13 protein-coding genes are annotated in these 12,995 nt (G+C 50.0%); 6 read left to right on the forward strand and 7 right to left on the reverse strand.

From position 1 onward, the window contains the following. Window positions 1–466 precede the first annotated feature (466 nt). Both CCE91_RS08720 and CCE91_RS08725 read left to right on the forward strand, forming a co-directional pair. Window positions 467–2,890, forward strand: coding sequence for an Ig-like domain-containing protein (locus CCE91_RS08720; RefSeq protein WP_086434906.1), 2,424 nt, complete (start codon window positions 467–469; stop codon window positions 2,888–2,890). Between the two features lie 35 nt (window positions 2,891–2,925). Further along, window positions 2,926–4,353, forward strand: coding sequence for an OmpA family protein (locus CCE91_RS08725; protein ID WP_086435175.1), 1,428 nt, complete (start codon window positions 2,926–2,928; stop codon window positions 4,351–4,353). A 63-nt stretch (window positions 4,354–4,416) separates the two neighbouring features. Here CCE91_RS08725 and CCE91_RS08730 read toward each other — a convergent pair whose 3' ends face one another. Beyond that, complete coding sequence (locus tag CCE91_RS08730; RefSeq protein WP_086434907.1) at window positions 4,417–5,166, reverse strand: Crp/Fnr family transcriptional regulator; 750 nt, start codon at window positions 5,164–5,166, stop codon at window positions 4,417–4,419. A 232-nt stretch (window positions 5,167–5,398) separates the two neighbouring features. On the opposite strand from CCE91_RS08730, the gene CCE91_RS08735 reads away from it, so the two are divergent. Continuing rightward, on the forward strand, window positions 5,399–5,941 hold the full coding sequence (locus CCE91_RS08735) for a cytochrome b (RefSeq protein WP_198678026.1): 543 nt from the start codon (window positions 5,399–5,401) through the stop codon (window positions 5,939–5,941). Between the two features lie 21 nt (window positions 5,942–5,962). Beyond that, window positions 5,963–6,538, forward strand: coding sequence for a YceI family protein (locus CCE91_RS08740; protein ID WP_086434908.1), 576 nt, complete (start codon window positions 5,963–5,965; stop codon window positions 6,536–6,538). Window positions 6,539–6,615: 77 nt separating this feature from the next. Here the strand turns inward: CCE91_RS08740 and CCE91_RS08745 are convergent, their stop codons facing one another. The 6 genes from CCE91_RS08745 to cyaY are packed head-to-tail and all read right to left on the reverse strand — an operon-like array spanning window position 6,616 to window position 11,480. Continuing rightward, on the reverse strand, window positions 6,616–7,782 hold the full coding sequence (locus CCE91_RS08745; RefSeq protein ID WP_086434909.1) for a heme biosynthesis HemY N-terminal domain-containing protein: 1,167 nt from the start codon (window positions 7,780–7,782) through the stop codon (window positions 6,616–6,618). After that, window positions 7,779–8,954: a uroporphyrinogen-III C-methyltransferase gene (locus CCE91_RS08750; protein WP_157984166.1), complete on the reverse strand. Its 1,176-nt coding sequence runs from the start codon at window positions 8,952–8,954 to the stop codon at window positions 7,779–7,781. Before CCE91_RS08750 ends, CCE91_RS08745 begins: the two co-directional genes overlap by 4 nt. Before the next feature lie 28 nt (window positions 8,955–8,982). Continuing rightward, on the reverse strand, window positions 8,983–9,783 hold the full coding sequence (locus CCE91_RS08755; protein ID WP_086434911.1) for a uroporphyrinogen-III synthase: 801 nt from the start codon (window positions 9,781–9,783) through the stop codon (window positions 8,983–8,985). Window positions 9,784–9,786: 3 nt separating this feature from the next. Continuing rightward, window positions 9,787–10,728, reverse strand: a complete 942-nt coding sequence (gene hemC, locus CCE91_RS08760; RefSeq protein WP_086434912.1) for a hydroxymethylbilane synthase — start codon at window positions 10,726–10,728, stop codon at window positions 9,787–9,789. Window positions 10,729–10,730: 2 nt separating this feature from the next. Next, the gene (locus CCE91_RS08765) at window positions 10,731–11,135 is read right to left on the reverse strand and encodes a DUF2914 domain-containing protein (protein WP_086434913.1); all 405 of its coding nucleotides are present in this window, start codon (window positions 11,133–11,135) and stop codon (window positions 10,731–10,733) included. 21 nt (window positions 11,136–11,156) lie between these two features. Next, the gene (gene cyaY, locus CCE91_RS08770; RefSeq protein ID WP_086434914.1) at window positions 11,157–11,480 is read right to left on the reverse strand and encodes an iron donor protein CyaY; all 324 of its coding nucleotides are present in this window, start codon (window positions 11,478–11,480) and stop codon (window positions 11,157–11,159) included. Window positions 11,481–11,537: 57 nt separating this feature from the next. Between cyaY and lptM the strand changes: the two genes are divergently transcribed. Together lptM and lysA are read left to right on the forward strand one after the other, a co-directional pair. After that, on the forward strand, window positions 11,538–11,723 hold the full coding sequence (gene lptM / locus CCE91_RS08775; RefSeq protein WP_086434915.1) for an LPS translocon maturation chaperone LptM: 186 nt from the start codon (window positions 11,538–11,540) through the stop codon (window positions 11,721–11,723). Next, window positions 11,720–12,964: a diaminopimelate decarboxylase gene (gene lysA / locus CCE91_RS08780; protein ID WP_198678025.1), complete on the forward strand. Its 1,245-nt coding sequence runs from the start codon at window positions 11,720–11,722 to the stop codon at window positions 12,962–12,964. The genes lptM and lysA overlap by 4 nt, the downstream gene beginning before the upstream one ends. Window positions 12,965–12,995: the final 31 nt, after the last annotated feature.

Consider the following 12,995-nt stretch of genomic DNA (forward strand, 5'->3'; position numbering starts at 1 on the left):
ATGGTAGTGTGGGGTTTCCCCATGTGAGAGTAGGACACCGCCAGACTTCTAATTGAGAAAGCCCCGACCTGATGGTCGGGGTTTTTTTATGCCTGTAATTCGGGCCTGCGCCCTAACCTTCTACCATACCGGAACATCCCGCCGTAGCCTGACGTTCCACGTCAGGGCTGAGCCTGCCGGGAGCCCCATCTTCGTAACATAGCTATTTCGATACAGCACCACCTCACCTGCGGTAGAACCGCAGGCTACCCCTGCCAAGCGGTGGCATTCCGCCCGTAATCTGACGTTCCGAGCGAGAGCTTAAGACTGTTTTCGTTAAAAAAAATTTCTATATGCGCGCTAACGTACAGACGGTCTTTACAAAGAAGCGGATAGTTGCAACCTCACCGATCCCTGCACTAACAGTCAGGGTCGGAACTACTCGTACATGGAAATACCTGTACAACTATCCCGAGAGGAACAAATTATGCGCCCTAAAATACCCAACTTTCTTCGCATCCAGAAATGGCTGGTGCTGGCATTAGTCACCACCTTTTTGGCCGGCTGTGGCAATGACAGCCGTGATCCTATACTCGGTAATGACGGTAACGTTGTGACACCTCCTCCTGTCGTGGTTAACCCACCTGACGAAGGGGATCCACCGCCTGACGAAAATGAAGACCTACCACCAACCGTGGTCACGGTCATTCCAGCTGATAACGCAACCGGTGTTGAACTGGTTGGCGCTGTAATATCTGCGGAATTTAGTGAAGGTGTTGAAGCCTTAAGTGCAACGGACTTCACGATCAGTTGTGCAAGCCCCTGTAGTAATCCTTCAGGTACTGTCACTATGGATGCCGATAATATTACAGCGACATTTACGATAACGGACCCGGCTGCATTAGATGCGTCTACCCTTTACATTGCGAACATTCAAACGGCAACCAGTATCGCGACGGGTGTCGCCCTTGCTGAGCCTTATACCTGGCAATTCACAACGGGTGAAGCGGCCGTTGATACTCCAGAAACAATTCGACCAGAAGTTACCGCAACGGATCCGATGACAACGTCACCGGGCCCCACTACCGGAGTGCCGGTAAATACGTCTATTTCTGCGGTATTTAGTGAGGAAATGTTAGCCGATACAATTACCGATAGCAGCTTTACGGTTACCTGTGAATCGCCTTGTACTGGGCCTGCAGGCAACGTTTCCTATGACACTGCTTCGCAAAGCGCAGTATTTTCCCTTGATCAAGACCTGGAATGGGAAACAACCTATACGGCCACTGTGCATCGTACCGTAACTGATCTCGCTGGTAACCAGTTAGCTGGTAATCAAGGGCCTGCGATTGACGCTAGTGATTACGTTTGGAGTTTTACCACCAGTTTAACACCAGATACGACTCGTCCACGAGTAACTATCACTGAGCCGGTTACCTCCGATCCCGGTCCAACTACAGATGTTCCTGTTAATACTGCTATAACCGCTGTCTTTAGTGAGGACATGCTGCCGGCAACCATCACCGACACGAGTTTCACGGTAACTTGTGAAACCCCTTGTTTGCCGCCGGTTGGTGAAGTTTCTTATGTGGTTTCATCGCGTAGCGCGGTATTCACTCCAGAACAGAACCTTGAAGAGGGTTCTACCTATACGGTAACTGTTGATAGTTCGGCTACCGATTCAGCTGGTAATGAACTTGCTGGTAATCAGGACAACACAGCTAACGCAAGTGACTATATTTGGATGTTCACCACAACTGCAGCCGTAGTTCCTGACAATATTTCAGTACAGTCAACGGACCCGATAGATGCTGGTTTTATGGCTGTTTGCCCAAATGCGAGCATTAATGCAACCTTCGACGTGCCATCTGGTACACGGCTTAATCCTACTACCGTTAATGACATGACGTTCCTGGTGGTTGAAGAGGCGAATCCGCTGAATACCGTTACTGCTGAGTCGATCGAACTTGATGTGGATACCGGTACCATTGCGACCTTTATTCCACAAACTCAGTTGGACCAGGACGTTACTTACCAAGTTACGATAGTTGGCGGCGCTGATGGGGTGAAAGATCTTATCGTACCAGGCAATGAAATGCTGGAAGACTACGTATGGACATTCACTGCGGAAGCCCCGGTGGAAAGCTGTTTGTTACCACCGGATCTTGGTACTGTAGCTCCGTTCGGTAACTTCGGTGGCACCGCAGGTGCAACGAATGAAGGTTTGTTAACCATCATCAATGGCGACCTGGGAACCACTGCAGCATCTACTCTGGTAACTGGCTTTGTGTCTGAACCGGGTTGTGAGTACACCATTACTACACTGAACGAGGGTCAGGTTAACGGTAAGATTTATACCGCGCCACCACCACCGACCGTTGCCTGTCCACAAGACGGTACCGCTGAAACCGAGTCGATAGCAACTCAGGCACGCCTTGATGCTGAAGCGGCTTATATTTCGCTGACACCGGCTAATCTTCCTGGCGGCCAGAATCCTGGCAATGAAAATCTTGGCAGTCTTACCTTGGCGCCGGGTATCTACACGGCACAAAGTGGTGCCTTTAGTATCCAGGGTGGTGATTTAACTCTGGATGGTCAGGGTAACCTGAACGCTGTATGGGTATTCCAGATGGCTACAACCTTAACCGTTGGTGGACCAGGAGCGGATTTTCCACAGAGCGTGACGCTTATAAACGGCGCACAAGCGAAGAACGTGTTCTGGCAAGTAGGCAGTGCCGCAACAATCAACGCAGCCGGCGGCGGCATCATGAAAGGCACGATTATCGCGCAGGAAGGCGTTAGTATTTCAACGGCCGGTAATGTTGACATTGTGACTTTAGATGGTCGGGCTCTATCGCTGGGTGCATCGGTGACGGTAGTGAATACTGTAATAAATGTACCAGCAGAGTAGTGGCTAAAGCGAACAAGGTTTCAATGGAGAACAACATGAAAATTAATAAGATTACTCAAGCAATCAGCGCCCTTGCCGTACTTGGCATGACGGCGCCGGCAATGGCAACTGATAACGATGGGTGGTTTCTTGGACTTGGTGGAGGTGGCTCATTCGCTACTATCGCCGAAAAGGAAATTAGAGCGGACTTGCTCAATTCAGGCTTTGAAACTACTGACTTCAGCGAAGACGATAGAGACTTCGGCTACAAGATTTTTGCTGGCTATCAGTTTAATCAGAACTTCGCCATAGAAGGCGGTTACTTTGATCTTGGTGAGTTTGACTACACGGCGACAACCGACCCTACCGGTACTCAAACTGGTGAGTTGGACTTCAGCGGCTGGAACGTCGATTTGGTCGGTATGTTACCAGTAACGAAGCGTGGGTCTTTACTTGCCCGAATTGGTGTCCATAAAAGTGAGACAACCGTTCACTATGCCGGTACCGGTGCCGTAAATGTACTGAATTCTAACTACCGTCATACCGGTCTCGACTACAAAGTTGGTGTTGGGTATCAGTACGACCTGAATGATAAAGTGACCTTACGTCTGGAAGCGGAGCGTTATCGTATGGACGACGCTGTGGGAAACCAAAGTGACATCGATTTGGTCTCGCTTAACTTTATGTATCGCTTCGGGGCCAGCCCGGAAGCTGCAGCAGTAAAACCCGCCAAGGCTCCAGTTCGAGCCGTGGCAGCTACGGAGCGTTACTGTAGCGCATTAGCGATGGAGTTTGAGATTGGTAACGAGCATGTCGAGCGGGTAAATCGCGAGCATTTGTTGGTGCTTGCTACTTTCCTGAAGAAATATCCGGACACGGAAGCAAGAATCGAAGGTCATACGGATAGTGTTGGTAGTGACGCTGACAACATGAAACTGTCGCAACAGCGGGCACAAAACGTGGTCGACTATTTAGTACGCGAGCACAATATTGCTTCGAGCCGACTAACACCGGTAGGCTACGGCGAAACTCGTCCGCTGGTAGCTGATAATAATAACCCAGGTGAGCAAGCCAATCGCCGAATCAATGCTGTTATCGATTGTGCAACGGATATAACGGGTCTGAGTACCCTGCCTGCCCGTACCACGCTTGCAATGTCGCTTGAGTTCGATACCGAAGGCACAAAAATTGACTCGAAATATCATAACCAGCTGGAAAATGTAGCTAAGTACTTGCGCGCAAATCCGGATCTAATCGTCACCCTGGAAGGTCATACTGATAATGCCAACCTGGCGGACGCACAGAAAACATCCGAACAGCGCGCTCGTAGCGTAGCCGATTATCTGGTGAGGCATTTTGATGTTGACCGCTCGCGGTTGAATGTAGAAGGTTTTGGTGCAACTCGCCGGGACACCTACAACATCACCGCGTCAGACCGTCAGGACAATCGTCGGGTTAATATAATTCTTGGATATCGTAAGTAAGTACTGTTAGTTAATAGTGGTTTAGGTGTGTGTGGCAGTTTGCCGCACACACCTTTTTTTTGCTCAATGCGAACTGTGCTTATGCTTAATGGGCATATAAGGAAGCAGGCGATCGCATTCCTCCTTAACCACGCTGTAGCATTCGCAACATAGTTTTTCGAGTGTGGGGCGGTCTTTTATTGTCAGGCGACCACGGTGATATTCAATAACACCTATTTTCTGCAACTTGGCAGCTGCCAGAGAAACCCCTTCGCGCCGAACTCCGAGCATGTTTGCAATTAACTCTTGGGTCATGGTGAGCACGTTGGACGGAATTCTGTCTAGCGACAACAAGAGCCACCGGCATAACTGCTGATCGACCGTGTGGTGGCGATTACACACCGCTGTCTGCGCCATTTGCGTCATCAGCGATTGTGTGTAAGTGAGTAACAACTGATGTAAATTGGTATTGCGGGAAAACTCTTCTTTTAGTAATTGGGCTGACAAACGATAGGCATTTCCTCCGCTTTGCACCACGGCTCGGTGCGGCGTGGTATTCCCGCCGAGAAACAAAGAAGTGCCAAGTACGCCGTCATTACCAATAACAGATATTTCAGCGGAGTCGCCGTTGGCTAAAACATAAACGAGCGAAACAATAGAGTTGGTAGGGAAAATTGCGTATCTCTGAAGGGCGCCAGATTCATATAAACACTCTCCCAGAGGCAGCTTAATCAGTTGCAGATGTGGAGCAAGCCGTGTCTTGATATCATCCGGCAGAGCGTTTAGTAAGTAGTTTTGCTCCAGTGTGGGAGCCGGGTATTCACCATTTTCCATTGGTTGTATTGAATCCAAATCGGATTGATTCCTTATTTTGACAGGTGGATAACTTAGTAACTTAGTAGCGTAGTTGGAGACCCTTTATTTGTCTGTGAAATGTTGAAAAAAAAATACAAAAATGGAATGTTCGTTCTAATTAGTAGAACATGTATTGCGATTAATACCACTATTATTTCAAATTAATTCATATAATCTAATTATGGTAAGCGTAAACAAGAAGGTTTTGATCGTGATCAGAGACAACCAACGTAGCTATGGATGGGCAACTATTGGAATACATTGGCTAACAGCGCTAGTGGTGGTTGCATTGTTTGCGCTTGGCTATTGGATGCTAACGCTAAGTTACTACGACCCATGGTATCGGCTTGGGCCCTGGTGGCATAAATCCGTTGGTATTCTGCTGTTAGCGCTGACCGTGGCACGAGTTGTGTGGCGGGCAGCAAATAAAAAGCCGGAACTTATAGGTAGCCGGTTTGAGCAAATAGGTGCCCACTTAGGACACCTGTTGTTATACGTACTGTTGCTACTGACTATGGTGAGCGGATATTTGATTTCAACCGCTGACGGACGTGGAATTTCGGTTTTTGACTGGTTTGAAGTACCGGCGCTTATCACCAGCATTCCGGCGCAGGAAGATTTAGCTGGTGAGGTGCATTGGTATAGTGCTTTAGCTCTGGTGATTTTAGCCGGTGGGCACTCATTAATGGCATTGAAACACCACTTTTTGGATAAGCAGAACACGCTGAAGCGTATGCTTAAACCACAAAAATAACCCTCTGACAGGAGATTAAACATGAAAAAATTATTATTAGCTTCGTTGGTTTCAGCCTCATTATTTGGCGCTACAGCCGCTCAGGCGGAAGATTATGTAATTGATACCGACGGTGCGCACGCGTTTGTTCAATTCAAAATCAGCCACCTTGGTTACAGCTGGTTGCTAGGTCGTTTTAACGACTTTGAAGGAAACTTTAGTTACGACGAAAGCAATCCTGAAAATGCATCGGTTTCAGTAACTATTGATACGGCCAGTATTGATAGCAACCACGCTGAGCGTGATAAACACTTGCGTAGCGATGACTTTTTAGATGTGGAAGAGTTTCCAGAAGCGTCTTTTGAAAGTACTTCGTACAAGCCAAACGGCGATGGTACTGGCACCTTAATGGGTAAATTCACCCTGCATGGCGTAACCAAAGACATCAGTATTGATGTGAAAGAAATCGGTTCGGGTCAGGATCCTTGGGGTGGCTTCCGCCGTGGTTTTGAAGGTGGCGTAACCTTAACTCTGGCTGATTATGGTATCGATTATGATTTAGGTCCGGCGTCGCGTGACGTTGAGATCTTCCTATCAATTGAAGGTATTCGCCAGTAAGCGCTTACGGCAAACTGACGTTTAAACGAAAAAAGTCAGCACTTAATAAATGCTGGCTTTTTCTTTTTGCACAAGGCTTAAGCTTGTTTCGGCATGGCTTTGGCGAAACTTTGTAAAGCCAGCTGGCTGTCGCCAAGTGCTTGATACGACTGAGCTAGATCATAATGCACGGCATTACTTGGGGCTTGCTCAGCGGCTTTTTTCAAGGCCCGCTGTGCTAACGAATAGTCCCCGCCAAGCAAAGCCAACCGACCCAGTGCATGCAATAAAGCGGCATCGTTCGGCTGTTGCTTTAAACGGTCCTGCAGGTATTGCAGTAATTCGTTCGAACCCGGGCGAACCAGGTTTTCCTGCAAGGCGCGATTCAAGCTGATATAACCGCGAACCAAACCTTTGTGCAGAACTTTACCGGCAACTTCAGGCTGGCCTAATTGCAGCAGCGCCTGAATATAGGCTAATCGTATGGTGCCACTGCGGCGTTGTTTTTTGTCAAGCTGGCGCCAATAATTATATAAATCGTTGCTGTTGGAGCGGCCTTTCGCTTTAAATACTTCCAGGAAGGTTTGCTGCTCCAATTCGGCAAGTTCGGTTTCTGTTTTAATGCCAGCGTCACGCAGCTTAGGTAATAGTTGACGTAAGTCTTCCCAGGCATGGGTTTGCGTAAATGCCTTGGCGGCGGCTGCCAGCACGCGGCGGTGCTGGGGATAGGCTTGCACCGCTTCACGAATACGCGTTACTGCGGCGGCACTGTAATCTGCGGTTAGGTTAAGCTCTAACAAGAACTCCGCCAGGGCGACATCAACATCTTGCAAATCGGCCCGTTGCAGCCAGTTGCGGGCGTTCGCAATGTGCCCCGCCTGCTGCGCTGTATAAGCGCCAAGCAAAGCTGTGGCTTGCTGCTTTTCATAACCCCAGGCGCGGGTTAAGGCTTGTTCGGCATTTTGGTAGTCGCTTTGCAGCAGTAGTTTAAGACCGTGTTGATAAGCCTTTTGTGCTTTAGCTTTGCGACGCTCGCCAAACCAGCGTACGCCCAAGCGTGAACGACGAATAAGCCGACTCAGTACGCGAACCACAACGCCAACGATGACAATAGCCAGAGTTAACATGACAACAGCGGCAACCACACTGGTTTCTATGGTCCACTGGCCTACGGCTATCAGAATGTAGCCAGTGTTACCCGACCACAGTGGCCCCAGTAGTAATCCAACCACAAGTAGAATGACAACGATCAGAGCCCATTTCATGCGCTGGCCTCCTCGTTATTATTCGCCGCCAGTTGTTGCAGTAGCTCAATCGACTGCAGGGTGCTTGGCTTGGCCTGTTCCAGTTGTTGTTGCTGTAAATCGAGTAAGGTTTGCTGAGCTTGTTTAACCGCGTTCGACTGCGCCGGCGCGTACTCCGCCAGTAAACTTTGTGCTTGTTCAAGGGCGGCCTGGTAACGCTCGTCGTTAGCGGCTACGGCGGCTAACTGCGCCAGTTGCAAACTCAACTGTAAGCGCTGTTGTACTACCCGCACGAAGTCATGTGACAGTAGCGGCTCAACCGCTTCTTCACGTTGTTGAATACGCACAAACTGTTGCATAAACCGCTTCCAGCTATTCGCCAGGTTTTGTTGCCAGGTAGTGGTGTCAGTTTCGGTTTCGGTTGCATCTGGTCCGTTAAAACCAGGTGCTTGTTGCCAATTCAGTGCATTCAGCTGCTCGGCCACACTGGTTAAACGAATCACAATGGCGTCGGTATCAACCTGAGCAATAGCGGTTAAGCTGTCAATGTCGTCGCGCAGAGCCTGACGCACCGGAATGTGTACCGGGTTATCCAGCGCCCGCAGGTGCGAGTCGGCAAGTTCCAGTAAGCGAATAGCGGTGTTGATATCGCTTTCTAGCCACACTTTGCGACCGGCCATAGCGGCAAGATTGCGGGCTTCAATAATACGCCAGCTGGATTCCTGCGACATATCCAGATTTGCCAGCTCACTTTGCAGCGAGCCCAAAGCGCGGGCTTGATTGTTCAGTTCAGTTTGTTGCTGACGTAGTTCACCGCGCAAGCTCTGACGCAATGCATTCAGCGATTCTGGCGTTTCGGCAATGCGATTGGCTTGCTGGCTTTGCTCGCGTTCAAGTTGCGACAACTTGCTTTCAAGCGCTGCTATCTGATCATTGTAGCTAGCCAGCTGTTGTTGTATTTGCTGCTGCGACTGTTGATAAGCCTGCCAGTGTGGGTAACCAAACCAACCACCGGCAGCCAGAGCGGCAATAACAATAATGAGCAACAACCAAGGGAGTATTCGGGAAGACTTCACCGCGCGCTTTGGTTCTTTTTCAGGCGCTTTTGATGGTGCTTCCCCGGTGGCTGATTTTTTGGTTTCAGCTTTCGCTTCAGTAGTTGTTGCGGCTGATTTATCAGTTTCCTTGGTCATGCATATATTCCCGAATAGGTGAATGAGTTTACGCAGGTGCGTTGTGGGCATCCGCAGTACTGGTGCCTGGCAGCTTATAAAGTGCCATCACACTGTTAGCAATGGCGTGATCAACCGCGCTACCCGCGGTATGTACATTGTCGTTGCGCCGAAATGGCAGCAAACCGGCAATGCGCTCACCCGGAACAACCCAACTGCACTGCTCTAACCAGCTTAGAGCCTCTTGGGGCATCGCGGCAAGAAAATAGCCAAGTTGTTCGGCGCTGGTTACTACAATAACACGTACTTTTTGTGCGGCTTGCCATAATTTATGGCCATCTACATGCTTTTGAGCGCGTTGATAAACCGACCAGTATCGCAGTTTAGCACCACGGGCGGTTAAAGTGTCGGCCAGCAATTCCCGGCCACCCTCGCCCCTTATAATTAACCAGTTTTGCTGCACTAATTGTTGCAATTCCGGCAGCTTAAGCAGGCCTTCGCTATTGTGTTGTTGCCAGGGGCTGGTAACCGGCAGGCCAGTATAGCGGGCAGTAACGCGAGCGCTGGCTGGTCCCACACTGAACCAGGGAATTTGTGGCCAGGTTTGATTGGCGTTACTCAGCAGTTTGGCCGCATAGCTGGCAGCATTTTGGCTAATTACGATGCCGCCGTGCCAATTCGTGCTTGCGATGTCGGCAACCTGATCCGCTGCGGAAGGATTATCAATAATATCCACAAAGCTTTCGGTTAGGGTGTTGATACCAGCGCGCTCTAACCGCTCCCGTAAGGCAGAGGTTGCCGTTGGGGCGCGGAGCAATAAAACCTGCGCTTCGGTATCAAGATGCATCATGCCCTAACCCGGTTGCTCTGAATCTTTATAAACCTCAGCCAAAATCGCACCGGCGCCGCGTGATAGCAGATACTCAGCAAGCTCAATACCAATAGCTTCAGCGTCATCACGGTGCCCCTGAATATCACCTTCAATAATTTCGGTACCGTCGGGTCGACCCACCAGGCCACGCAAGCGCAACTGGTCACCGTCAAGTTCGGCATAGGCGCCAATAGGAACCTGGCAGCCGCCTTCTAAGCGACGATTCATAGCTCGCTCGGCTAACACGCAACTACGAGTGTCAGCACAGTCCAGCGGCGCTAGTAGTTCATGTACCCGGCTATTGTCGCTGCGACACTCAATGCCCAGCGCGCCCTGACCATTGGCTGGTAAGGACTCACTTACCGGCATAAAGTTAGTAATGCGGTCGCCAAGCTCCAAGCGAATTAAACCGGCCGCGGCCAGAATAATGGCATCGTACTCGCCGTCGTCTAACTTCTGTAGGCGGGTTTGCACGTTACCGCGCAAATCTTTAATAATCAGTTGCGGGTAGTTTGCCTGAATTTGGCAGCGCCGACGTAAACTACAAGTACCCACAACAGCGCCGTCCGGCAGCTCTGATAATTCTTTGTAGGTGTTCGACACGAACGCATCACGGGGGTCTTCACGCGTACAAATAGTATGTAGCTCCAGGCCCTCTGGAAAGTCCACCGGTAAATCTTTCATGGAATGCACAGCTAAATCAGCGCGGTCTTCCATCATGGCCAGCTCAAGCTCTTTCACAAACAAGCCTTTGCCACCGATTTTTGCCAGCGGGGTGTCCAAAATCACATCACCACGGGTGCTCATGGGCACTAAGGTAACCTGAAGGCCTGAATGCAAAGCTTCCAGACGTGCTTTTATATGTTCTGCCTGCCACAGCGCCAGTTTACTTTTGCGAGTGGCAATACGCAGTTGTTCTGCCATAACTACTTTGGCTCCACGTTAAATTCGTATTCAAGAATAATATTTTGGTCGCCGTCTACTACCAACACTCGCCAGCGGCCCAGCCAGTCGGACAAGATGGTTTTGGTAGAGTAAGTGCGCCAATTCGGGCTGCCAATGGCCAGCGGAACTTCGGCCATCAACTGATTCTGACGGAACCACAAATGGCTAACTTTGGCATCGGCCTGATTCAGAACCTGGGTGAAAAACGTAATTTCCACCGGTTCATCGCCAACCATCACGGTGCTGTCTAAATTATCAACCGGCTCACGATTCTCAACGGCGCTGGTGAGCACCGCCCGGTCAATGGCGTTATCGTTACGGCTTAACTCGCCCGCAAATGCGTTTGCGCTAACCACCAAAGCAATAATAAAGAGCATCCGTTTCATGGTGAATCTCCGACCAAAAACTTAGGCGTCAGGTTTTAATTGTAGTGGCTGTTCAGCCTGTTTGCTGGCGGACTCGGTTAGCAACGCCCACAGCTCAGCGCCGGTGCGATTGTCAATCCACTGGCCATCGCGATACTCAAAGTGATGGCCGTTAAACTTGGTGGCCACCCATAATTGCTGCAGCGGTGGCTGCTTGTTAATCACCATCTTGGTATCGTTTAAGAAGGTTAATTCCAGTAAATCGCCGGACGATTCGCAGTCAATATCAATGCCTGTGGCTTCAATGGCTTCTTCTATTGCAGCGATAGTTTGTTCTGCCAGCTCATGGTATTCGTGGTCTTGCATAGCAACTCCCGATAATGACTTTTGCTGTTGGCAATGCGATGATAAGCACATTACGAAATGATTGAGACTAGTTTAGCGATGTTTGCCAAGAAAGTAATCTACATCCTGTTATTCCTGAGCGCTTCAACCCTGTTAGGGTGCGGTCAAACCGGCCCATTGCACTTGCCGGAAGAGCGCGACAGCAATGATACCACGCAGAGGTCTGAAACCACGCCCGTAGCGGTGGAAATGAGCGCATCATGAGCTTTCATTATGAACAGCAGCAGTTGCGTGCGGAAAGCGTTGTCTTAGGTGAGCTGGCTCAGCGGTTCGGCACGCCTTTATATGTTTACTCAAAGGCGTTGATTGAAGCCAATTGGCGCGCCTTTAGCGAACACTGGCCTAGTCCTCATCAGCTCTGTTATGCGGTAAAAGCTAACAGCAACCTGGCGGTGCTAAATGTATTGGCTAAGCTTGGCGCCGGCTTCGATATTGTTTCGGTGGGCGAGCTGGAACGGGTAATAAAGGCCGGCGGTGAAGCAAAAAAAGTGGTGTTTTCCGGGGTTGCGAAATCAGCCGCCGAAATGGCCACAGCGCTTAACTACGGTATTGGTTGTTTTAACGTTGAATCCGTTGCCGAACTACATCGCTTAAACGAGGTTGCCGGTGAGCACGGCGTACAAGCGCCGGTGTCCTTGCGGGTTAACCCAAACGTAGATGCTCAAACACACCCTTACATTGCTACCGGGCTACGCGCCAATAAGTTCGGCATTGCCATGGAACAAGCCGCGGACGCTTTCCGTGAAGCGGCATCATTACCAAACATTAATGTCATCGGCGCCGATTGCCACATCGGCTCGCAGTTGCTGAATACCGCGCCGTTTTTGGACGCTGCCGATATTATGCTGAACTTAATCATGGAGCTGCGCAGCGAAGGTATTGAAATATCTCATCTGGACATGGGTGGTGGTGTTGGTATTGCCTATCAACAAGAGCAGTCACCCGACATCGGCGCCTATTTAACAGCGTTACGAGAGCGCTGCGAGCGGGTGGACAACCTGACGTTAATGCTGGAACCCGGTCGCGCCATTGTGGGTAACGCTGGTGTGCTGTTAACCAAGGTTGAATATTTAAAACCGGGTTCAGAGAAGCAGTTTATGCTGGTAGACGCGGGTATGAACGATCTACTGCGCCCCTCGTTATATCAAGCCTGGCATGACATTAAACCGGTTAAGCAGGCCACTGGCGCCAGCAGTCAGTTATATGACGTGGTGGGTCCGGTGTGTGAAACCGGCGATTTTCTGGGGCATGCGCGCCATATTGCTGCCGAACAGGGTGACATTCTGGCCGTTATGAATGCCGGCGCTTATGGATTTACCATGAGCTCAAACTACAACAGTCGCCCGCGGGCGGCAGAAATCATGGTTAGTGGTGCAACGGCACATGTTATCCGTGAGCGAGAAACTCTTCAGGATTTGTGGAAAGGTGAGCAACTTCTGCCGTAAACTAGTTTCATGAATCTTAAATAATAAGTGC

The sequence above is a fragment of the Pseudidiomarina planktonica genome (assembly GCF_900177775.1).
Lineage (GTDB): Bacteria > Pseudomonadota > Gammaproteobacteria > Enterobacterales > Alteromonadaceae > Pseudidiomarina > Pseudidiomarina planktonica.